This is a genomic window from Terrabacter sp. BE26, assembly GCF_041941675.1.
Lineage (GTDB): Bacteria > Actinomycetota > Actinomycetes > Actinomycetales > Dermatophilaceae > Terrabacter.
In genome coordinates this window covers 40,929-61,402 of record NZ_CP090122.1, presented here as the reverse complement: position 1 = coordinate 61,402, position 20,474 = coordinate 40,929, and the positions used below count along the sequence as shown (strand labels likewise).

At 69.8% G+C, this 20,474-nt stretch carries 21 protein-coding genes; 9 read left to right on the top strand and 12 right to left on the bottom strand.

The window, feature by feature from the left end; translation table 11 throughout:
* Positions 1 to 106 precede the first annotated feature (106 nt).
* From LQK93_RS00285 to LQK93_RS00265, 5 genes are read right to left on the bottom strand one after another with little or no spacing between them, the layout of a single operon-like run.
* Complete coding sequence (locus tag LQK93_RS00285) at positions 107 to 1,384, bottom strand: NAD(P)/FAD-dependent oxidoreductase (protein ID WP_374969590.1); 1,278 nt, start codon at positions 1,382 to 1,384, stop codon at positions 107 to 109.
* A complete protein-coding gene (locus LQK93_RS00280; protein WP_374969589.1) occupies positions 1,384 to 2,286 on the bottom strand; it encodes an amino acid ABC transporter ATP-binding protein in 903 nt (300 codons plus the stop codon). Before LQK93_RS00280 ends, LQK93_RS00285 begins: the two co-directional genes overlap by 1 nt.
* Complete coding sequence (locus tag LQK93_RS00275; RefSeq protein ID WP_374969588.1) at positions 2,283 to 3,104, bottom strand: amino acid ABC transporter permease; 822 nt, start codon at positions 3,102 to 3,104, stop codon at positions 2,283 to 2,285. The genes LQK93_RS00280 and LQK93_RS00275 overlap by 4 nt, the downstream gene beginning before the upstream one ends.
* 10 nt (positions 3,105 to 3,114) lie before the next feature.
* A complete protein-coding gene (locus tag LQK93_RS00270; RefSeq protein ID WP_374969587.1) occupies positions 3,115 to 3,813 on the bottom strand; it encodes a transporter substrate-binding domain-containing protein in 699 nt (232 codons plus the stop codon).
* Positions 3,814 to 3,865: 52 nt separating this feature from the next.
* Positions 3,866 to 5,218, bottom strand: a complete 1,353-nt coding sequence (locus LQK93_RS00265) for an acyltransferase family protein (RefSeq protein ID WP_374969586.1) — start codon at positions 5,216 to 5,218, stop codon at positions 3,866 to 3,868.
* Between the two features lie 298 nt (positions 5,219 to 5,516).
* Here LQK93_RS00265 and LQK93_RS00260 point away from each other — a divergent pair, with 298 nt between their 5' ends.
* The 3 genes from LQK93_RS00260 to LQK93_RS00250 all read left to right on the top strand — a co-directional run bounded on the left by LQK93_RS00260 (position 5,517) and on the right by LQK93_RS00250 (position 7,729).
* A complete protein-coding gene (locus LQK93_RS00260) occupies positions 5,517 to 5,984 on the top strand; it encodes a GNAT family N-acetyltransferase (protein ID WP_374969585.1) in 468 nt (155 codons plus the stop codon).
* A 154-nt stretch (positions 5,985 to 6,138) separates the two neighbouring features.
* Positions 6,139 to 6,579 carry a DUF3237 family protein gene (locus LQK93_RS00255; RefSeq protein ID WP_374969584.1) on the top strand — a complete coding sequence of 147 codons (441 nt, stop codon included), beginning with the start codon at positions 6,139 to 6,141 and terminating at the stop codon, positions 6,577 to 6,579.
* Positions 6,580 to 6,766: 187 nt separating this feature from the next.
* Positions 6,767 to 7,729, top strand: a complete 963-nt coding sequence (locus tag LQK93_RS00250; protein WP_374969583.1) for a general stress protein — start codon at positions 6,767 to 6,769, stop codon at positions 7,727 to 7,729.
* A 100-nt stretch (positions 7,730 to 7,829) separates the two neighbouring features.
* Here LQK93_RS00250 and LQK93_RS00245 read toward each other — a convergent pair whose 3' ends face one another.
* Positions 7,830 to 8,273 carry an ester cyclase gene (locus LQK93_RS00245; protein WP_374969582.1) on the bottom strand — a complete coding sequence of 148 codons (444 nt, stop codon included), beginning with the start codon at positions 8,271 to 8,273 and terminating at the stop codon, positions 7,830 to 7,832.
* Positions 8,274 to 8,450: 177 nt separating this feature from the next.
* Here LQK93_RS00245 and LQK93_RS00240 point away from each other — a divergent pair, with 177 nt between their 5' ends.
* Complete coding sequence (locus tag LQK93_RS00240; protein WP_374969581.1) at positions 8,451 to 8,630, top strand: hypothetical protein; 180 nt, start codon at positions 8,451 to 8,453, stop codon at positions 8,628 to 8,630.
* Positions 8,631 to 8,747: 117 nt separating this feature from the next.
* Here LQK93_RS00240 and LQK93_RS00235 read toward each other — a convergent pair whose 3' ends face one another.
* Both LQK93_RS00235 and LQK93_RS00230 read right to left on the bottom strand, forming a co-directional pair.
* Positions 8,748 to 8,948, bottom strand: coding sequence for a hypothetical protein (locus LQK93_RS00235; protein ID WP_374969580.1), 201 nt, complete (start codon positions 8,946 to 8,948; stop codon positions 8,748 to 8,750).
* Between the two features lie 67 nt (positions 8,949 to 9,015).
* Positions 9,016 to 11,139, bottom strand: a complete 2,124-nt coding sequence (locus tag LQK93_RS00230; RefSeq protein ID WP_374969579.1) for a bifunctional lysylphosphatidylglycerol flippase/synthetase MprF — start codon at positions 11,137 to 11,139, stop codon at positions 9,016 to 9,018.
* Between the two features lie 437 nt (positions 11,140 to 11,576).
* Here LQK93_RS00230 and LQK93_RS00225 point away from each other — a divergent pair, with 437 nt between their 5' ends.
* From LQK93_RS00225 to LQK93_RS00210, 4 genes are all read left to right on the top strand, one after another.
* Positions 11,577 to 11,993 carry a DUF488 domain-containing protein gene (locus tag LQK93_RS00225; RefSeq protein ID WP_374969578.1) on the top strand — a complete coding sequence of 139 codons (417 nt, stop codon included), beginning with the start codon at positions 11,577 to 11,579 and terminating at the stop codon, positions 11,991 to 11,993.
* A 78-nt stretch (positions 11,994 to 12,071) separates the two neighbouring features.
* The gene (locus LQK93_RS00220) at positions 12,072 to 12,905 is read left to right on the top strand and encodes a pyruvate, water dikinase regulatory protein (protein ID WP_374969577.1); all 834 of its coding nucleotides are present in this window, start codon (positions 12,072 to 12,074) and stop codon (positions 12,903 to 12,905) included.
* A 72-nt stretch (positions 12,906 to 12,977) separates the two neighbouring features.
* The gene (ppsA, locus tag LQK93_RS00215) at positions 12,978 to 15,416 is read left to right on the top strand and encodes a phosphoenolpyruvate synthase (RefSeq protein WP_374971555.1); all 2,439 of its coding nucleotides are present in this window, start codon (positions 12,978 to 12,980) and stop codon (positions 15,414 to 15,416) included.
* A gap of 79 nt (positions 15,417 to 15,495) precedes the next feature.
* Complete coding sequence (locus LQK93_RS00210) at positions 15,496 to 16,281, top strand: hypothetical protein (protein WP_374969576.1); 786 nt, start codon at positions 15,496 to 15,498, stop codon at positions 16,279 to 16,281.
* Positions 16,282 to 16,397: 116 nt separating this feature from the next.
* Here LQK93_RS00210 and LQK93_RS00205 read toward each other — a convergent pair whose 3' ends face one another.
* The 3 genes from LQK93_RS00205 to LQK93_RS00195 form a co-directional block, all read right to left on the bottom strand.
* Positions 16,398 to 17,210 carry a TetR/AcrR family transcriptional regulator gene (locus LQK93_RS00205; RefSeq protein WP_374969575.1) on the bottom strand — a complete coding sequence of 271 codons (813 nt, stop codon included), beginning with the start codon at positions 17,208 to 17,210 and terminating at the stop codon, positions 16,398 to 16,400.
* Between the two features lie 233 nt (positions 17,211 to 17,443).
* Positions 17,444 to 18,334, bottom strand: coding sequence for an SDR family oxidoreductase (locus LQK93_RS00200; RefSeq protein ID WP_374969574.1), 891 nt, complete (start codon positions 18,332 to 18,334; stop codon positions 17,444 to 17,446).
* Between the two features lie 110 nt (positions 18,335 to 18,444).
* Positions 18,445 to 18,897 (bottom strand): hypothetical protein, encoded by a 453-nt coding sequence (locus tag LQK93_RS00195; protein ID WP_374969573.1) that lies wholly within the window; start codon positions 18,895 to 18,897, stop codon positions 18,445 to 18,447.
* Between the two features lie 282 nt (positions 18,898 to 19,179).
* Here LQK93_RS00195 and LQK93_RS00190 point away from each other — a divergent pair, with 282 nt between their 5' ends.
* Positions 19,180 to 20,058, top strand: a complete 879-nt coding sequence (locus LQK93_RS00190; protein ID WP_374969572.1) for an MBL fold metallo-hydrolase — start codon at positions 19,180 to 19,182, stop codon at positions 20,056 to 20,058.
* Positions 20,059 to 20,115: 57 nt separating this feature from the next.
* Here the strand turns inward: LQK93_RS00190 and LQK93_RS00185 are convergent, their stop codons facing one another.
* A complete protein-coding gene (locus tag LQK93_RS00185; RefSeq protein ID WP_374969571.1) occupies positions 20,116 to 20,460 on the bottom strand; it encodes a MerR family transcriptional regulator in 345 nt (114 codons plus the stop codon).
* Between the last annotated feature and the right edge of the window lie 14 nt (positions 20,461 to 20,474).

Here is a 20,474-nt window from a genome sequence, read left to right as displayed (position 1 = left end):
GTTCAGGAGTGCCAGACCGAGACGGACCGGCACCCACACGAAGACGACGTGGGAGGTGACGCGGTTCAGCAGGGCGCTGGTGTTGGCGCCCGGTGTCGGAGACCTGTCAACGCGGAACCTGACGGCGTCGACGGGTGAAGCGCATCGGGTCGAAGGCCGGGACCGCAGCGGCTCGGCCGCCTGCGACGAGCTCGGTCACCAGTGACGCAGTGGGTGCAGCGAGACTGAGCCCGAGCATGTTGTGCCCGGTTGCCACGACGATGCGTTCGGCTCCGGGCACGCAGCCGATGAGCGGTTTGCCGTCGGGCGTCATGGGGCGAGGTCCGACGTGCTCGTCCGTGCTGGCGTGCCAGTCGATTCCCGACAGGTAGGGCGCCGCCTTGGCCTTCATCACGTCGATGCGTCCGGAGTGAAGGCCCTCGGCCGTGCCGTCCAGCTCCACCATGCCGACCACCCTCATCCGCTCGCCCATGGGCGTCACCCCGACATGGGTGTCGCCCAGCCGCAGCACGTGCGTCGGTGGGTGCTCGGGATGGATCGTGAAGCTGTAGCCCTTGCCGGGGGTCACGTAACCCCGGATCCCAAGTGGTCGGAGCAGCTTCTCGGACCAGGCGCCTGCGGCGATGACGGCATGGCCGGCTTCCACCACGCCAGAGGCTGTCGCGAGCTCGACCCGTGCCCCCCGTTGCCGGACCGCCCGAACCTGGGTGTCCGTCACGAACCGTACTCCTCGTGAGCGCAGCGAGTCGCCAAGGCGATCCACCAACCGCGACGGGTCCAGCCATCGGTCGCCCCGATGGACGAACCCGAACTGCGATGCGTCGCCGAGCCCCGGTTCGAGCTCGAGGAGCGCCGGACGTTCCAGGATCGCCTCGGGCGCCGGGCAGAGCCCGCGCCGGGAGACGGCGAGCAGGGACGCCCGGGACGCCTCCGCCTCGTCGCGGGTCGAGTGCAGCATGAGGAACCCCTCGTCCTGCAAGCCGTCGATGATCCCGGTCTCGACCAGCTCGTCCACGAGCTCGGCTGTCCGACCGTTCAGCAGGTCGAGCTCGTCCCAGGAGCGCGAGAACCTGCCGTCGCCCGAGCTCGCGAGGAAGCGCCAGAGGTAGCCCGCCACGCGCGGAAGCGCACGCGCGTGCAGGAAGAAGCCGCCGCTGTCCGGCGAGGTGAGCGAGCGCATCCCGTCGCGGACGACGCCCCGCGACGGCAGCGGGTCGCTGCGTGCGGGGCAGACCCAGCCGCCGTTGACGCGAGAGGCGCCCCCGCCCAGCCCGCCCGCTTCGAGGACGGTGACGGCATACCCACGCTCGAGCAGGTAGTGCGCGCTGAACAGGCCGATGAGGCCGGCACCGACGACGGCGACCTCTCCCGCCGGACCTGGCATCAGAACCGCTGCTCCTTGATGTCGTCGGGCACGCGCGGCTCTGTCCGCGCCGTGAGCTCTGCCTCCTTGATCCGGGAGTGCCGCTCGGCGTCGGGGTCCTCGTCGACCTCGGGGTCGACGTGCGTGGGGTCGAGGACCCGTTTGAGGAACGTCCGGGTCCGGCGGTGCTGCGGGTCGCCGATGACGCGGTCGGGGTGTCCCTCCTCGACGATGACGCCGCCGTCCATGAAGATGACGCGGTCGGCCACCTCGCGCGCGAACGCCATCTCGTGCGTCACCACGATCATCGTCATGCCCTCGGACGCGAGCCGTCGCATGACGGCCAGGACCTCGCCGACGAGCTCGGGGTCGAGCGCAGACGTCGGCTCGTCGAAGAGCATGAGCTCCGGGTCCATCGAGAGCGCCCGGGCGATCGCGACGCGCTGCTGCTGCCCGCCGGACAGCTGCGCGGGGAAGGCGTCGGCTCGGTCGGCAAGTCCCACCTTGTCGAGGTTGGCCTTGGCGATCCTCGCGGCCTCGGCCTTGCCCCGCTTGTGGACGACCTGCTGCGCGACCGTGCAGTTGTCGAGCACGGTCAGGTGCGAGAAGAGGTTGAACTGCTGGAAGACCATCCCCATCTTGCTGCGCACCCGGTCGATGTCGCAGTCGGGGTCGGTGACATCGACTCCGTCGACGAGCACCGTGCCGCCGCTCGGCTGCTCGAGCAGGTTGATGCACCGCAGCAGCGTCGACTTGCCCGAGCCGGAGGGCCCGATGACGCAGACGACCTCACCCTGCTTGATCGACGTGGTGATGTTGGTCAGCACCTCGACCGACCCGAACGACTTGCGCAGGTCGGTGATCTGCACGACGACCGCCTCACCGTCCGAGCCCGTATGCGGCCGGGTGGCGTTCGTTGTCATCGTGCCCTCGCAGTCTTTGCTTCCATGCGCCGGACCGTGAAGGTGAGCGGCAGGGTGATGACCAGGTAACAGAGCCCTGCGATGACCAGGGGGGTGAGGTTCGCGTTCGTGTTCGCGAGGTCCCGGCCGTACTTCGTCAGGTCGAACGACGTCGCTGAGAGCCCGATGATGTAGGCGAGCGAGCTGTCCTTCACGACGAGGATGAGCTCGTTCGTCAGGGGCGGTGTGACGATCCGAAACGCTTGCGGGAGAACGATCTTCCGGGTCGCTGCCCCGGCCGGCATGCCGAGCGACCTGGCTGCCTCGACCTGGCCCTTCGGCACCGCCTGGATGCCCGCGCGGATCGTCTCGGCCATGTAGGCCGCCGCGACGATGCCCAGAGCGGTCCAGACCGTGCCGTAGATCCCGAAGGGGATCTCCATGCCGGGGAAGGCGAGGGGGAGCAGCCCGAACGCCATGAGAACGACGATGGCCGGCAGCCCCCGGAAGAACTCGATGTAGACGGTCGCGATCCACCGGTAGGGACCCACGGACGAGAGCCTCATGAGGGCGAGGACCGTCCCGATGACGAGGCCGAGGACGAAGGCGCCGAGTGCGTAGACGACGGTGTTGAGGAGCGCGCGGCCGAGCCCCTGGGTCAGCGTGTCGACGATCAGGTCGCCCCGGAAGAAGACCTGCTGGATCTGGCGGAGGTCTGCGACCGCTATGAGCACGGCGACGGCGGCGACCAGGACGGCGTACTGCACCCACCGGATGCGCTGCGCCCGCTTGCGGGGCGAGAGCCTGCGCGCTCGCCCCGCTGCTGTCGGTGACGTCATCGCACTGACCTCACGACAGGCTCGGCATCACGGTCGGTTCGGAGCCGAACCACTTCTTGTAGCTGTCCTTGTAGGAGCCGTCCTGGACAGACTTCTTGAGGGCCGCGTTGAACGCTTCCTTGATCTTGGCGGCGTTGGCATCGTCCTTCTGGAAGAGGAACCCGTACTGCTCGCCGGTGTCGAACTCCTTGGCGACGGTGAAGTCCGGGTTGGACTTGGTGAAGTCGAGCAGGGGCCCGTTGTCGTTGATCGCCCCGTCGACCCGACCGGACTGGACGCCCGCGATCTCGGTGGGCAGGTCGTCGAAGACGACGGTCTCGTAGCCGTTGGCGTCCTTGTTCTTCTCCGCGTAGGCCTGTCCGGTCGTGTCGGTCTGGACGCCGAGCTTCTTGCCCTTGAGACCCGACAGGTCGGTGATGCCTGCGGACTTCTTGACGAGCAGGGCCTGCGTCGCGCTGAAGTACGGCGAGGAGAATGCCACCGACTGCTTGCGCTTGTCGTTGATGGTGATCGCGCCCATGGCCATGTCGCACTTCTTCGCGGCGAACACTGCACCGGAGGTCTGCGAGGCGAAGTCGATGTCGACGATGGTGACCTTGGGCTGCCCCAGCTGCTTGGCTGCGGCCTGCGCGAGGTCCATGTCGAAGCCGACGACGTTGCCCGAGCTGTCCTTGAACTCGAATGGCTTGTAGGACAGGTGAGTGCACACGGTGAGGCTCCCCGGGCTGACAAGCTGCGGCGCGCCCGAGGGGTTGCTTCCACTAGACGTGCCACCCGAGTTCGAGCCACAGGCGGCAAGGGCAAGGGACGAGAGGGAGACGACGGCGACGTAGCCGACAACGCGGGACCTGATCTGCGACATCTGTTTTCCTCCAAGCTGGATAGTTGGGGGCGAGACTACAGAGCGGCGCCATATTCGGAAGCGGCCACGAGGGAAGCTCTCCGATATCCGGCTGGACGCGCATCACCGTCTTGAACCGTGGACCGAAGTGGCCTGCTCGACCCGCCCCAGCCTGGGCCGGGTTCAGGATGGTCTTCACGAGACCCGGGGGCGGAGTGAGGAGCGGTCGGCCGAACGCAGGGGATCTCCGCGCGAATCTCGCGCGTAGCGGGCGCTCGACGAACCTGAAGCTCGCCTCGGCCAGAACGACGAACATGGCGACCCAGACGATGTCACCGGCTACCGAGTGTCCGAGCAGATTGAGGGTTGCGATTCTCGCCAGGACATTCCAGAGATAGATCGAGTACGACCGCTCGCCGAGCCACCGCATCGGAGCGCTCGCCAGCAGCAAGGCAACCGCCGAGCCCGGGCGCGTCACGACACCGGTCAGCAGCACCAGCGTCAGCCCGGTCCCGGCGACGATCACCAACGAGGCGTGATAAGTGTCGTTGCGATATGCCAGGACAGGCAGGAGAGCAACCGCCAATACCGCGAAGGGCGCAAGGCGGCACACCGCTTCTGACAGCCAGCCGTTTCGAACGACGATCGCGAGCAATGAGCCGGCCAAGATCGGCAGCGCATTCGTGTCGGTCCCGAAATACTCGTGAGGGTCGAAATGGATCGCTCGAGTCAGGCCGAGGAAGAGGTCGAGCGCGAGGGTGATCCCGATGAGCGCAACGGTGAGCCCGGCGAACAACCGAGGACTGCGACGATAGCCCCAGAGCAGCGCGAACGGCCACAGCACGTAGAACTGCTCCTCGACCGAGAGCGTCCAGGTGTAGTTGAAGTAGTCCTGAGTGGCGAAAGGGTGGCCGGCCCAGTCAAAGAGGCTTGTCGTATAGATTGCAGCCGCGCCGGCGGGTGCGAGAACCTGCCCGACACTCAGATCGTGCCGACCTACGAGCAGCACCACGATGGTCGCCGCCGCGACGGTCACCAATGCCGGGTAGAGGCGTGCCGCGCGTCGGCGATAGAACGCCCGGACGTCGATGGTGCCTGTCTGGAGTTCGCGGAGCAACAGGCTGGTGATGAGGTAGCCCGATAGACAGAAGAACACGGTCACGCCGACGAAACCGTCGGCCAACGGCCTGGTGGGGGCGTGCTGACCGAGGACCAGGAGAATTGCCACACCGCGGACCCCGTCCAGTGCAGGCTGGCTACGCTCGCCGTGCACGAGACCCAGTCTCGGGGTCGAGCCCCTCAGGTGCAGCCGATCTGTCCCCGTCCGCAACCGAGCTTCCTCCCGTCGGGCATCACGCAAGCCCCTGACGCGTCACAGCGCCTTCCACGTCGATGGAACGAGTACGACGTCAGTCCGGCGTTGGTTCAGGTCGACGGGCCCGCTGTTGTGGTGGGGCGCTGTCCGCCCGGAGGAGTCGTCGGCACGATGAGCGGGTCGGGCAGACAAGCCGTCCCGGCGGCTGGTGGGTGAACGCGGTTCTCGAGCCCTCGGCACGCGGCATGATCGCCGCATGAGTGATGTCAGGGTGCGACTCGCCGAGATCAGCGACGCCGACACAGTTGGCCGGCTGCTGCGTGATTTCAACGAGGAGTTCCACGTGGCGGGCCCAACGACACCAGAGTTCGCCGGACGGTTCAAAGCGCTTCTGGGGCGCGGCGACGTTGCCGTGGTGCTGGCTGATGACAGTGGCCGCGACGCCGGCTTTGCCTTGCTCACGCTGCGGCCGACCCCGTACTACGACGGGGCGCTCGCGCAGCTCGAGGAGCTGTATGTGGTGCCGTCGCTCCGTGACCGCGGCGTCGGAACACTGATCCTCAGGATGGCAATCGAGACCGTTCGCTCCAGAGGCGCACGGGAGATGCACATCAACGTGGATGAGATCGACGAGGATGCCCGCCGCTTCTACGAGCGCCACGGCTTCAGCAACATCGAGGGGGGCAAGGACTACCGAATGCTGTCCTACGTCCAGGAGCTCTAGCTCCGAGCCCATCAGGAGCGAGACTCCGCTGCCTTGTTCCGGCCATCCAGAGCGCGGAGCCTCCTTCTGATCGGGAAACGGCGCGCCCCGCTTGTGGGAAGGACGAGGATGGACTGAGCGACGGGGTGTTGTGCCTCGTAAGGGAGGGTCCCCGATGAGACTCGAGCCTCTCTACCGGCTCCGGTTCACCTATCCCGAGAGTTGGGGCATTGAGCTGGAGGGTGGTTGGGAGCAGTTCTTGTTCATCGCTGAGGGCCGCTGCGAAGGCGGCATCCGTGGTCGCTTCCGGGGCGTCAACTATCCACGGCGACGAACCGCGGAAGGCCCGTTCTGCCCTGACATCCGTGCGGTCATCGAGACCGAGGATGGCGCGACGATCATGATGGAGTGCCGCGGCTACGGTCGCTCTTACCCGACGGGGCGCCGGCAGATCGTCGGTTCGGTCATGCACCTCAGTGACAGTGACCGGTACCGCCGCCTGAATGACGTGGTGTGCGTGTGCGTGGGTGAGGTCCGTGCGCCTGTCGCCCCGGGAGGCGAAGCTGAAATCGTCATGGACGTGGGGGAACTGCTCTGGGAACCCATTGCTGACTGACCGTTGCAATTGCCGGGTGACAGGGGCGAGAAGTCCGGGGACGGCCAAACGAACGCTGGCCAGCCGGTGTACGGGCTGGGTTGACTGGGTACGCGGGCGGTGCCCCTTCCTGACGTGGGGGACAGCGCGCCCATGACCGGGTGACGCGGCACGGCCGGTTCGGTCGGAGCACTCGAGGAGGGGCGTTATGACAGATCCAGTTAGCCAGTCCGGAGCCGATTCCGCGGGCAAAGACCCGAGCGCGGGGCGGGTCACGCAGGTGGATGCCTCCCGCACCCTTGGCAGCAATCCACCCACCACCGACTCGCGTCCGGTCGGCGAGGGCGACCACGCCGTCATCGCGGTCTTCCCCGACCTCGCCGCCGCCGAGGAGGCGGTCGCCGAGCTCGCCAAGAGGGACTTCCCGGTCGACCGAGTCTCGATCGTCGGAAAGGACATGGAGAGCGAGCTCCGGATCAGCGGGTTCGTCACCACCGGTGATGTGGCGGGTCCCAGCGCGGCGACGGGAGCCTGGGTGGGAGGGCTGTTCGGCGTCTTGACCGGGGCCGCCATGCTCTTCATCCCGGGTGTTGGCCCCCTCGTCGTCCTGGGCCCGCTGGCGGCGGCCGCGGTCGGGGCCGCGGAGGGCGCCCTTCTGGGGGGCGCGGTCGGCGCCCTCCTCGGACACTTCGTGGCCAAGCAGCACCTCCCGAAGTACGAGGAGCTCGTCCGCACGGGCAGCTACCTGCTGGTCGTCCACGGCACCGAGGAGGAGGTGGCCCGGGCACAGCAGCTGCTGACCGAGCTGGGCAGCACCGACGTCCAGCGGCACGACGAGTACCGCGGATCCATCGACCGGATCGGGCCGATCGAGAAGGTCTACGAGGGCATGAAGGTCGTGGACGTCAACGGCGAGGAGGTCGGCAAGGTGGAGTTCGTCAAGCTGGGTGACCCACAGGCGATCAGCGTCCAGGGCGAGGACCCGGACGTGATGCCGGACGTGCCGCGCCCGTTCGCTGCGCGCCTGCTGCGCACCGGGTACCTCAAGGTCGACCGCAAGGGTCTGTTCGCCCGCGACGCGTACGTCTCCGCCACCGAGATCGACCGGGTGGAGGACAACACCGTCCGCCTCAACGTGTCGAAGGACATGCTGCTGACCAAGCGGACCTGAACCGCCCCGGCATGCTCGCAGTCTCCGGACATGTCGGCGTCTCCGGACATGTCGGCGCGGTCCGAGAAGGGTGGACCGGTGCCGGTTGTGCTGAAAGGACTTACTGGTGCTGTGTTGCCGTCTGCCCGGACGTGAGTCCGAGCTGAGCCATCATTGATCCGCTGTCGAAGTACGACTTCTGACTCTGGACCTTGCCATCCTTGAACTCCATGACATCGCACAGTTGCAAGGTCAGGGACCGCCCGGTTGCGGGGATCTGACCCATGCTGGTCACCAGGGTTCCCGTGTGGGTGCCCCGGCCGGTGAACTCCACGACCACGTAGTCGCCCGACCCGATCACCCGGTCGACGGTGAGCCTGCCGTCCGGGAACCCCTCTGCCCACATCGCGTTGTACGCGCGAGAGCCTTCGGGGCCTACAAAGGTGTCACCCGACCCGACGATCGTGATCGTTCCATCGGGCGCTGTCGCCTCGGCGATCTCGTCGAAACTTCTCTCGTTCCATGCCTCGTGAATCCTGCGCGCGAGGGTTGCGTTGTCTGCCATCTGAGCCTCCGCTCTGGCACCTGCCCACCCCGTCGAACGCTAGTACCGGTCCCGCCGGGCGGCAACGGGCCGAGACTGGTGCAACTCGGCTCGAAATGTGGGTAGGTGCGCATAGAGACGAGGTGGTGTGCGATGTTCGGCTCCCGGTTCATGCCCTGTCAGGAGTGCGGCGCTTCCGTGGATCGGACCGGCACTGGGCGGCACGAGTGCGCCCCCGAGCGCCGGGCCGACTACCAGATGTTCGGGCTGCGCCAGGAGGTCGCGCAGTTGGAGGCGGGGATCCATCGCTACCTGTCGACAGCAACAGGGCGCTTCGAGTCGTGGCTCGCCGCCAGAAAGGTCCGCGGCCAGAGCTGAGGACCCCCGCCGGTTCCAGGACCTGGTAACCGCTGGGCACCTCCCGGCCGATCGGTGACACCCTCCGGGAAGACGGACCAGGGACCCGGTCCCTGGTCCGTCGGCGTCGTGACCCGGTCAGCCCACGCCGACTCCGCCGCCGCCGATGGGCAGGTCGCGCTGCTTGCCGCAGTCGAGGCATTCCTGGTAGCGCGCACCGTATCCGGTGCTGTCCGGGTAGCGGTGCGTGCGCCAGCGGTGCCAGACATGCAGGCGGCACCACCACCGGCCCCGGCGGCGCTGCTCCTGACCCGGCTCTCTACTCGTGGTCGCGTCCACGCCTCCATGGTCCTCCGGACGGCCCAGCCACACTCCCGCTTCGAGCGGCCTACCCCGATCCCGGCCGTCACCGGTGAGCGGAACGTGCGAGCGTCACGAGGTCGCGCACGCCGGCCTCCGGCAGGTAGGCCCGGCTCAGGGCCAGGCCGATGCGCGGCAGCGCCGCCTCGTCCGGGAAGACCAGGAAGAGCGGCTCGTGCTGCGGCTGGAACTTGGACTTGAAGGCATGCAGCGACCGGAAGCCGTAGTACGGCTCGAGCGAGGCACCGAGGCGGTCGAGGAACGCGTCGAGGGTGCCCCGGTCGAGGGAGGCGACATCGTCCGCCTCGTTGCTCCGGGCCAGCGGCGCTCCCGACAGCGAGACGACGGAGCAGCCCTCGTCCCGGAACGCGAGGCACGCCGAGGCGATGAGGAACTCCATCGAGTAGCGGAAGCCGTCGGGGAGCCGTCGCATGACGTCGAGCGTCCAGCCCGCCGGCTCGCCGCCGCCGCTGGCGTGGAACGGCATCCACGAGGTGACGCCGTGGACCGTCATGTCGGCATCCACGGCGAGGCCGACGCGGACCCGCGGATCCAGCGCCTCGTCCACGCCGCCGAGGGTGAAGCCCATCTCGGGCAGGCCCTTGTCCTCCACCCAGTCCGACGAGATCGCCTTCACCTGCAGCTGCAGCCCGCGCGGCATGTCAGCCAGGGCACCGAGCCGCAGGTGCACCCCGCGGCGAGCCGCCTGGTTCAGCGCCGTCCGGACGTCCTGCCACGCCTTGCCGACGAAGTCGAGGCCCGCCAGACCGATGCACGCCTCCTCGGCCACCTGCAACGAGTGCCAGCCCAGGGCTCGTGCGTGCCGCGAGGCCTCCTGCGTCACGGTGAACAGGCACGGGACGAGGCCCTGGCCGTGGACCGCGTCGGCATACGCGGCGAGCAGGGAGGAACGCTCGACCTCGGTTGCGGCCACCGGGTCGCACAGGCCGATCGCCACGCCGGCGTGCACGCGGTAGGCGACGTAGCCGCGCTCCGCCGCCGGGACGAACCACCGGTTCTCGGGCCAGGTCGTCATCCAGGCGAGACGGTTGACCGTGCCGTGCCTCTCGAGCAGGGCGGTGGCGCGGGTCCGCTGGGTGTCGTCGGCGGGGGCGACGAGGCTCCCACTGGTCCGGCGGGCGCGCCGCGGCGACGGGTTGCGGAACGCGTGACGCCCGACGAGCAGCACGGCCAGGCCCAGGCAGTTGCCGAAGATGTCCCACCCGGCCGCCAGGAGCCCCGGCTCGCCCACGACGACCATCCACACGTAGTTGGCGACCTGGAGCGCGAGCACGACGACGAGCAGGGCGACGGCCCACCGCCAGGCCCGGCGACGTCCCTTGTAGAGCGAGCGTGCGAGCCACGTCCAGAGCACGACCTGGACCAGGCCCAGGACGAAACCCGCATCGGACAGGTCCTGCGCGCGAGCCTGCGCCGACATCGTCACGGCGAAAGGCCCCTCGGCGTGCGTGAACGGATGCAGGACCACCTCGAATGCGGCGATGACGAAGAAGGCGCAGGCGAGGAGCCGGAAGTCGCGCCGAGTGAGCTGCCGGGCGCTGAACGAGGGGGACCGGCCGACGAGGTACGGCCCGAGCCACAAGCCGAACGCGACGCCCACCACGTGCTCCAGGTCGGCGAGCGCGCCCATGTGGATGAGGAAGAGGACGACGTATGCGACCAGGAGGGTCCGCAGGCGACCGCGCCACGGCGGTGTGAGGGTCACCGACGCGGCGGCCGCGGCGCCGAGGAATGCCGCGGACGGACCGGCGTCGCGGACGCGCGCCAGGGTGGTGGTCCACACGTAGCCGTGCTGGCGCGTCAGCCAGAGCAGGGCCGCCGTCCCGAGCACTGCGACGACGTGGCAGGACAGGAGCGCGATCGCGGTGCGCCGGGTTCCGAGCCGCCACTCCGCGAATCCGCCGAAGGCCACGAGCCCCAGCAGGATCGGGACGTACTGGTAGGGCTTGACGGCGAAGAAGGCGCCCACGAACACGGTCCACCACGTGCCGTCCTCGAGGGCCGGCAGCCCGTAGGTGACGGAGGCATGGAGAGGGCGGCCGACGAGCGGGTCCCACAGGGCCCTGCTGACGACCGAGAGCGTGAGGACGAGGACGACGAGGGCGCTCGTCAGCGGCAGGCGCCGCGTCACCGTCCACGGACGGGCCATGCTCCAAGGGTCTCGCCGCCGACCGCGCCCGGCGCCGGAATCTCAGAGGTCGCTCCCGCGCAGCACTGACGCCGGCTGGTTCAGGGGCTGGAGGGTGGGGCAGGTGGCGGAACGATCGCCGCGCCGATCCCATCTTCGCCTGCGCCCCGTGCTCCTCGCCTGCGCGGCCGCACTGGGTTGGGCTGTCGTGCGCGGCGGTGAGCAAGCTCCGCGACTGACTCGCGGCAACATCGAGCAGCCCTTCGGCGCCGGGTCCCCGGCGCCGGGGGCTGCTCGACCGCGCCCGGCCACCGACCGCCCTTGCTGCCGGGCAGCTGGCCGACCGGGTCCGCCACGGGTTCGAGTCGCCTTCCCGCTTGCGGCACCGGCCGCCGGTCCTCATGCTCTGGGCATGGCCATCGACCAGCAGTGCGTTCGCCACCGGGGAAGAGGTCACCATGGGTCGTGAGCAGGACGTCCGCCTCGCGCGGGTCTACGAGGCGCCGTCACCGGACGACGGCCGTCGAGTGCTGGTGGACCGTCTCTGGCCGCGCGGCGTGCGCAAGGACGACCCCCGCGTCGACGAGTGGCTGCGTGATGTCGCGCCCTCGAACGAGCTGCGCAGGTGGTACGGCCACGAGCCGTCCCTCTTCGAGGAGTTCGCCCGGCGCTACCGGGGCGAGCTGGCCGAGCCCATCGGGGCGAAGGCCCTGGAGCGCGTGCGTGGGCTCGTCGAGGCAGGCCGGGTCACCCTGGTGACGGCGACCCGCGAGCCTGCGATCAGCCACCTCACCGTCCTGGCCCGCCTCCTCACCGAGACCGACGGCCGACCCCCGAGAACCGCCCCGGGCGCCGGCCCGACGTCCGCAGCGTGAGCCTGTCGGTGAGGCGTGGGTCACACGCGAGGCGTCGCTCGGCGGCCGTGCGAGGAAGTATGTGCCACAGTGCCTCCCATGGCCTCATCGTCGACGCCTCCGATCACGCCCGCCTTCTTCCTGGCGGGCGGCACCGGCATCTCCGCGGAGACGCTCGGCAACATGATGCTGCAGCAGTTCCCGTCGGTGCACTTCAGCCGACGCAAGATCCCCTTCATCACCACCGTCGAGCAGGCCCGCGAGGTCGTCACGCAGCTCGACGCGGCGATGACCGACGACGTCACCCCCCTCGTCTTCTCGACCGTCTCCGACGAGGATGTGCGGGCTGAGCTCCAGACCACGAAGTGCGCCTTCATCGACCTCTTCGGCTCCCACCTGTCCACGGTCGAGCGTGTGCTGCACGTCAACGCCGTGCACCGCGTCGAGGCGCTGCACGGCGTCGGCGACGTGGGCCGCTACGAGGCCCGCATGCGCGCGGTCGAGTACGCGATGGAGCACGACGACGGCCAGAGCATGCGCAACCTCGAGCAGGCCCAGCTGATCCTCATCGCGCCCTCGCGCTGCGGCAAGACGCCCACCTCCATCTACCTCGCCCTCACGCACGGTGTCCGCGTCGCGAACTACCCGCTCGTCGACGAGGACTTCCAGTCCAGCGAGCTCCCGCGCCCCGTCCGGCCGTATGCCGCCAAGTGCTTCGGCCTGCTCTCCACCGCCGCGCGCCTGGCGCAGGTGCGCGGGGAGCGCCGGCCAGGCTCGCGTTACGCCACCCTCGCGCAGTGCAGCTATGAGCTGCGGCGTGCGGAGGCGATGTACCGAGCCCACGGCATACCCGTCGTCAACTCGTCCGCGATGTCCGTCGAGGAGATCGCGGCTGTCATCATGCACACCCGACGCCTCAATGACGTCGGCTGACGTCGGCCGCCGCCGCACACCGACCCCACCGCCACACCACCGATGGAAGGACCTGCCGTGACCGAGAACGTGATGAGGTTCGCCGACCTCGGCCTCGCCGACGTCGAGATCGTCGGCGGCAAGAACGCCTCGCTCGGCGAGATGGTGCAGCACCTGGCTGCTGCCGGGGTCTCGGTGCCCGACGGGTTCGCGACCACGGCCGACGCCTACCGTCGCTTCCTCGCCGAGAACGGGCTCGCCGACCGCATCAACGCGCTGCTGTCCGACCTCGACGTCGACGACACGCGCAAGCTCGCGCAGGTCGGTGCCGACATCCGCCGGCAGGTCGAGGAGCAGACGTTCCCGGCCGACCTCGAGCGCGACATCCGGGACGCGTATGACCGGCTGGTCGGCGAGCACGAGGGCAGTCACGGCGCCGAGGTCAGCTTCGCGGTGCGCTCGAGCGCGACGGCCGAGGACCTGCCCGACGCGTCCTTCGCCGGCCAGCAGGAGACCTTCCTCAACGTCCGAGGCATCGACAACGTGCTGCACGCCGTCAAGCTCGTCTTCGCCTCGCTCTACAACGACCGGGCCATCGCCTACCGCGTGCACAGCGACTTCGACCACTCCGTGGTCGCGCTGTCGGCCGGGGTGCAGCGGATGGTCCGCTCGGACGTCGGCGCCTCCGGCGTCATGTTCACGATGGACACCGAGTCCGGCTTCCGCGACGCCGTCTTCATCACGAGCAGCTACGGCCTCGGCGAGGCGGTCGTGCAGGGCGCCGTCAACCCCGACGAGTTCTACGTCTACAAGCCGGCCCTGCGTGCCGGCCGCCCGGCGATCCTCAAGCGCGGCGTCGGCGCCAAGGCCACGAAGATGGTCTACACCGGCGATGCGAGCGTCGGGCGCACCATCGAGTTCGTCCCGGTGCCCGAGGCCGACCGGCCGAAGCTGTCGATCACCGACGAGGACGTCACCGAGCTGGCCCGGCACGCGCTGCGCATCGAGGAGCACTACGGCCGCCCGATGGACATCGAGTGGGGCAAGGACGGCGTCGACGGCGGGCTCTACATCCTGCAGGCGCGTCCCGAAACGGTGCAGTCGCGCCAGGCCGCCGGCGTCATGCGCCGCTACCGCATGGACGAGCGGGGTCCGGTCGTCGTCGAGGGCCGCGCCATCGGCCAGAAGATCGGGGCAGGCGGCGTACGCGTGCTCTCCTCGATCGACTCGATGCACGACTTCGAGCCGGGCGAGGTGCTCGTCGCCGACATGACCGACCCGGACTGGGAGCCGATCATGAAGCGCGCCAGCGCCATCGTCACCAACCGGGGCGGGCGCACCTGCCACGCCGCCATCATCGCCCGCGAGCTGGGCATCCCCGCGGTCGTCGGCACGGGCTCCGCCACCTCGACGCTCACCGACGGGCAGGAGGTCACCGTCTCGTGCGCCGAGGGCGACACCGGCTTCGTCTACGAGGGCAAGCGCGACTTCACCATCACCGAGACGACCCTGGACGACATGCCGGACGTGCCGGTCAAGATCATGATGAACGTCGGCACGCCGGAGCAGGCGTTCGAGTTCTCCCGCCTGCCCAACAAGGGCGTCGGCCTGGCCCGGCTCGAGTTCATCATCAACCGCCAGATCGGCATCCACCCGAAGGCCCTGCTCGAGCTCGACAGCCAGGAGCCCGCGGTCAAGGCCGAGATCGAGTCGCTCATCACCGCCTACCCCAGCCCGCGCGACTTCTTCGTCCAGCGCGTCGCCGAGGGCGTCGCGACCATCGCGGCCGCCTTCGCGCCCGAGCCGGTCATCGTGCGCATGTCGGACTTCAAGTCGAACGAGTATGCCGGCCTGCTGGGTGGCGAGCGCTACGAGCCGCACGAGGAGAACCCGATGCTCGGCTACCGCGGCGCCGCACGCTACCTCTCCGCCGACTTCGCCGAGTGCTTCGCGATGGAGTGCGAGGCGCTCAAGCACGTACGCGACGACATGGGCCTGACGAACGTCAAGATCATGATCCCGTTCGTGCGCACCGTCGCCGAGGGCAAGGGCGTCATCGACCTGCTCGCATCGCACGGTCTCGTCCGCGGCGAGAACGACCTGCAGGTCGTCATGATGTGCGAGATCCCGAGCAACGCCGTCAACGCCGACGAGTTCCTCGACCACTTCGACGGCTTCTCCATCGGCTCCAACGACATGACCCAGCTGACCCTGGGTGTCGACCGCGACTCCTCGCTCGTTGCCGGCTCGTTCGACGAGCGCGACCCGGCTGTCAAGAAGATGCTCGCGATGGCGATCACCGCCTGCCGCGAGCGCGGCAAGTACGTCGGCATCTGCGGCCAGGGCCCCTCGGACCACCCCGACCTCGCGGAGTGGCTGCTCGACCAGGGCATCGAGTCGATGTCGCTCAACCCCGACACGGTCGTCGAGACGTGGACGGCCCTGGCCAAGCACCGCGCAGACGTGGGCGCAGGAGCCGGTGCCGAGTCCGGTGCGGGGACCGACACAGGATCCGGCACGGCGCCGGCCTGACGCCCGCGGACTCCCCGTGGCCGCGCCGGCGGCAGGGGCCGCGCCGCGCACGGGTGCGGCGGATGAGACGGTGTCGTCCGTGACCGGGTCCCGAGCGATGTGGGTCTGGGACACCAGCACGCCGCAGAGGACGGTCGACCTGGCGGTGGGCACCGGCATCGGGCAGCTCTTCGTCGCGGTCCCGCCGAACCTGGGCACCTCGAGCCGGCTCGCGGACATCACCGCCCTGAGCCAGCGCGCCCGAGCGGCCGCCATCCGCGTGGACGCTCTCGGCGGCGACCCCACCTGGGTCGACAACGGCTCCTGGGTTGTCACCCACTGGCTGACGCCCGTGAAGAGCTCGGGGCTGTTCACCGGCATCCACATCGACGTCGAGCCGTACTCGCTACCGGCCTGGGCGACCACGCAGTCCACTGTCGTCGCGAGCTACCTCACGCTGCTCGACCAGCTCAAGGCAGGCGCCGGCGCCTGCCCGGTCGAGGCCGACATCCCGTTCTGGTTCGGCACCGTCGCGGCCGGCTCGAGCACCGGTGCCGCCTCCACGCTCGACCGCGAGATCATGAAGCGCACCGCCGGTGTCACCGTCATGGCCTACCGCAACACGGCCACGGGTGCGGACGGCACGCTCGACATCGCGTCCACGGCGCTCGCCGCCGGCGATTCCGTCGGCAAGCCCGTACGCCTCGGCCAGGAGACCACCTACCTCGGCGACACCGCGGGCGACCGGAAGCAGACGTTCTTCGGCTGGACCCGGGCGGACATGGAGACCCAGCTGGCGCTCGTGGACTCGGGCGCTGCGGCATACGCGACCTATGCGGGCCTCGCCATCCACGACGCCAGCGGCTACGCGGCGATGGCGCCCTGACAGGACGCGGGATGGCACCGACCCGCGAGGGGTCGACGCGATCCGTGCCGGGGAGGGCGAGCCCAGGGGCACGTGCAGTGGGCTCCGTTCGGGCCATCCGTGACCAGACGCGGACGCTACTGGGCGAGCTCGAGGTCGAGCCGGACGAGGAGGTGCTCGAGCGCCGCCTCGAACTCCTCCTCGGTGTGGTCCTCGGTGAGCTCGCCCCGGAGCCGGGCCAGGGTCGGGAAGTCGGTGAGGTCGACGTCCTCGTCGCGGTTGGGCAAGTGGGCGTCGCCCTCGTCGAGCGGCTCCTCGGCAGGTGACAGGTCGGCGCCCCGCGTGGCGGACTCGAGGAGCAGGTGCCCGAGCAGAAAGCTGGTGAACGTGCGGTAGGCCGCCACGGCCTGCTCGTCGCGGAAGCCGCGGGCCCGCAGACCCTCGAGGAAGGCCTCCACGACCCGGAGGCTGCGTAGTGGCGGCCGCAGCCAGGGTGCAGCGGGGTGGCGCGTGGCGATGAGCGGGAAGGCGGCCGGGTGCTCCAGGGCGAGCCGGCGGACGTCGTGCGCGAGCCACTGCAGGAAGGCCTGCCAGCCGTCGACGGGTTCGAGCTGGCCCGGGGCCGGAATCTCGATGCTGTCCACGAGCGCGTCGACGACGGCCTCCAGCAGGTCCTCGCGGCCGTTGACGTAGCGGTAGAGCGACATGGCCTCGACGTCGAGGGCGGCGCCCAGCCGCCGCATCGTGAGGGCCGGGACGCCTTCGGTGTCGATGAGGCGAATGGCCGCGGCGACGATGCGCTCGCGACTCAGGGCGGGGCGCCCGGCGGCTGGCCGGGGCGTCGCCTGCGCACCCGCCGCCTCGGTAGTGGGAGAGGAGGCCGTGGCGGCGGCGTCGGTGGAAGCGGTGGAGGCGTCAGAGTTCGGGTCCGGGGGGCTCGTCGGAGTCATGCGTTCTCCTTTCGCTCGCTTCCTGTCTATCGCATGGCGCGCGCGAGGGGTCGGACGCCCCGCGGTGCGCGGTACGTGCTGACCGATCAGCACAACGTCGGAGGAGGTGCGCCAGGAGCGCATCGGGCCGAAGGGGCAGCCGTCAGCGACGTGCGCGTCTGACGGCATACGACAAGCGCCCCCGGGCGGTCCCACGACCATCCGGGGGCGCCTTGCCGTCAGGCTCGGGAGGCTCAGGTGAGCGGCTGGCCGCCGGTCACGCCGATGACCTCTCCCGTGATGTAGCTCGACTCCTGCGAGGCGAGGAACACGTAGGCGGGGGCGAGCTCCGCCGGCTGCCCGGCACGTCCCAGCGGCGTCTGCTCGCCGAAGCCCTCGACCTTGCCCTCCGGCATCGTCGCGGGGATCAGGGGCGTCCAGACGGGGCCTGGTGCCACGGCGTTGACGCGGATGCCCCGCTCCGCCACCGACTGCGCGAGGCCCTGCGTGAAGGCGACGATGCCAGCCTTTGTCGTCGCGTAGTCGAGCAGCTCGGGGGAGGGCTGGCGCGACTGGATCGAGGAGGTGTTGATGATCGTGGCGCCCTTCCCGAGGTGCGGCAGGGCGCGCCGGGTGAGCCAGAACATGGCGTAGAGGTTCGTCTTCATGACCCGGTCGAGCTGCTCGGTCGTGATGTCCTCGAGGCCGCCCGGCTGGGCCATCTGGTATGCCGCGTTGTTGACGAGGATGTCGAGTCCGCCGAGCTGCTCGACGGCCTCGTCGACCACCCGGTTGCACTCCTCCTCCTGCGTGAGGTCGGTGAGGCAGACGACGCCGCGCCGGCCTGCGTCCTCGACCAGGCGCCGTGTCTCCTCGGCGTCCTCCTTCTCGTCGGGAAGGCACGCGATGAGCACGTCGGCGCCCTCGCGCGCGAAGGCGATGGCGACCGCGCGGCCGATGCCGGAGTCGCCTCCGGTGATGACCGCCCTCTTGCCCGAGAGACGACCGAAGCCTTGGTACGACTGCTCGCCGTGGTCGGGCTGCTCGTCCATGTCCTTGGTGAGGCCGGGGTGCTCGATGCTCTCGTCGCCCTCCGGCTGGTCGTACTGTTCGCTGGGGTCCTGCGGCGTGGTCTGGTCTGACACGGTGAGTTCTTCCTGTCTTTCGTTGGGGTGACTGGCAGAGAGAGGGCGCTGCCGGGCGCCGGGTTGGTGGACGCCGGGCCCGGTGGGACGCTCGGCATGCTGGGCCGGGGTCAGCTCCGCGGGTGCGGGGCGACGTCCACGATCCCGGTGTCGATCACGTCGAGGGCCACGTCGTGCAGCTTCCGGATGACACCGGGGGCCTCGAGGTTCATCCGGAAGGACAGCATGCTGTGGATGCCCAGCTCGGCCACGACGCGCCGCCCGAACTCCGGCCACCTGTCGTCCGCAGCCAGGTCCTTCGGCTGGTAGACGGTCTGGTCGACGATGGCGTCCAGGCACGGGCCCGAGCCGAGCTCGTACTGGATGGCGTCTGCCCGCCGTCCCAGGTCGTCGCTGCAGCCCGCGGTGACGAAGTGCTCCTGCCGAAGGGTCGTCACGCTGGCAGCTCGCGCGCTTGCCACGCGCTGCACGGCGAGGCGGGTGACGGCCTCGAAGGGATTGGCGTCGCGCGACGCGCTCAGCTGCTCCCCGAGGCGCTCGAAGTCCTCTGCGGCGTGTCGCAAGTGGTCGGCGGGTCGGTCTGAGCGGGGACTGCCGGGGTCCATCTCTGGTGGCTCCCTTGCTGTCTGTGGTCCCGGGGGTGGGACAGGGTGGGGCTGAGGCGAGCCGTCGGTGGCGTGGTCGCCTGGTCGCGCAGCCGACCGCCAGGTCCATACCCACGGGCGCCACGCGTCCCCCTTCGCCTCGTCAGGCGAGCCGTTTGAGCCGCGACGAGCAGGGAACGGGGGTAGGAGCATCGCCGGCCCGGACTGCCTGCGCGAGAGCCCGTGAGAAAGGGATGGCAGATGACCGCCGAACGAGACCCGAGCGCCGCGACGAGCCCTGTGCAGGTCGGCGGCGACGTCGGGGGCGCCGCCGGGTCGCTCGGCACGACCGCCGCCCTGACCTTCATCGGGACCGCGACGACGGTCCTCGAGCTGGGATCGTTCACGATCCTCACCGACCCCAACTTCCTGCACCGGGGCGAGCGGGCCTACCTCGGCAAGGGACTGTGGTCGCGGCGCCTGACCGACCCGGCCCTCGAGATCGAGGACCTGCCGAGGCTCGACGCCGTGGTCCTCTCGCACCTGCACGGAGACCACTTCGACCGCGTCGCGCGCCGGGGCCTGGACCGCCGCGCGCCCGTGCTGACGACACCGGCCGCCGCGAGGCGCCTCGACTCGTGGGGCTTCGACACACAACCACTGACGGACTGGCAGCAGCACGTGTTCGGCGACGGTGAGCAGTCCCTGGTCGTGACGGCCGTCCCCGGCATCCACGCCCGCGGCGTGATGGGCGCGCTGCTCCCGCCCGTCATGGGCTCGGTCATCGAGCACCGGGTCGGTGACCAGGTCCGGCACCGTGTCTACGTCAGCGGCGACACCCTGACGGGCGACCACCTCGACGCCGTACGCCGCCGCTTCCCCGACATCGACACGGCCGTCGTGCACCTGGGCGGCACCCGCGTGTTGTTCCACACGGTGACCATGGACGCCGACCAGGGCGTGGACTTCCTCGGCCGCGTCCGACCCGCCCAGACGGTCCCGGTGCACCACTCGGACTACGGGGTGTTCCGTTCTCCTCTGGCCGAGTTCCTCGCGAAGGCGCGCCAGGCCGGTCGCTCCGGCATCCGTGTGCTCAAGCCGGGAGAGCGGGCCGAGCTGCGGCCGGCGGCCGGCACCTGAGCGAGCACCTCTCGTGGTCGTGGGGTCGCATCCCGGCCGTGCCTCGCTCGGGCCTCGTCATCGCGGTCGACGCGCAGCCGTCGGCCGGCTGGCCTGCCGGTCGAGCGGCCGACGGGACTGCTGGTCCAGCTGCCCGCGGAGCCGGCGGTTCTCGTCCTGCAGCTCGAGCAGCATACGGATGCCCGTGAGGTTGACCCCCTCGGCGATCAGGTCGGCGATGCGGCGCAGCCGCGTGAGGTCGTCGGCGCTGTAGCGTCGCGTCCCGCCGGACGTGCGGTCCGGCTTGAGCAGACCGCGCGACTCGTAGAGCCGCAGGCTCTGCACCTCCATGCCGACGAGCCCGGCGGCGACCGTGATGCCGTAGACCCCCTCGTCGGAGTGCGGCGCGGGCCTGCTGCTCATCGGTGGGTCCTCCC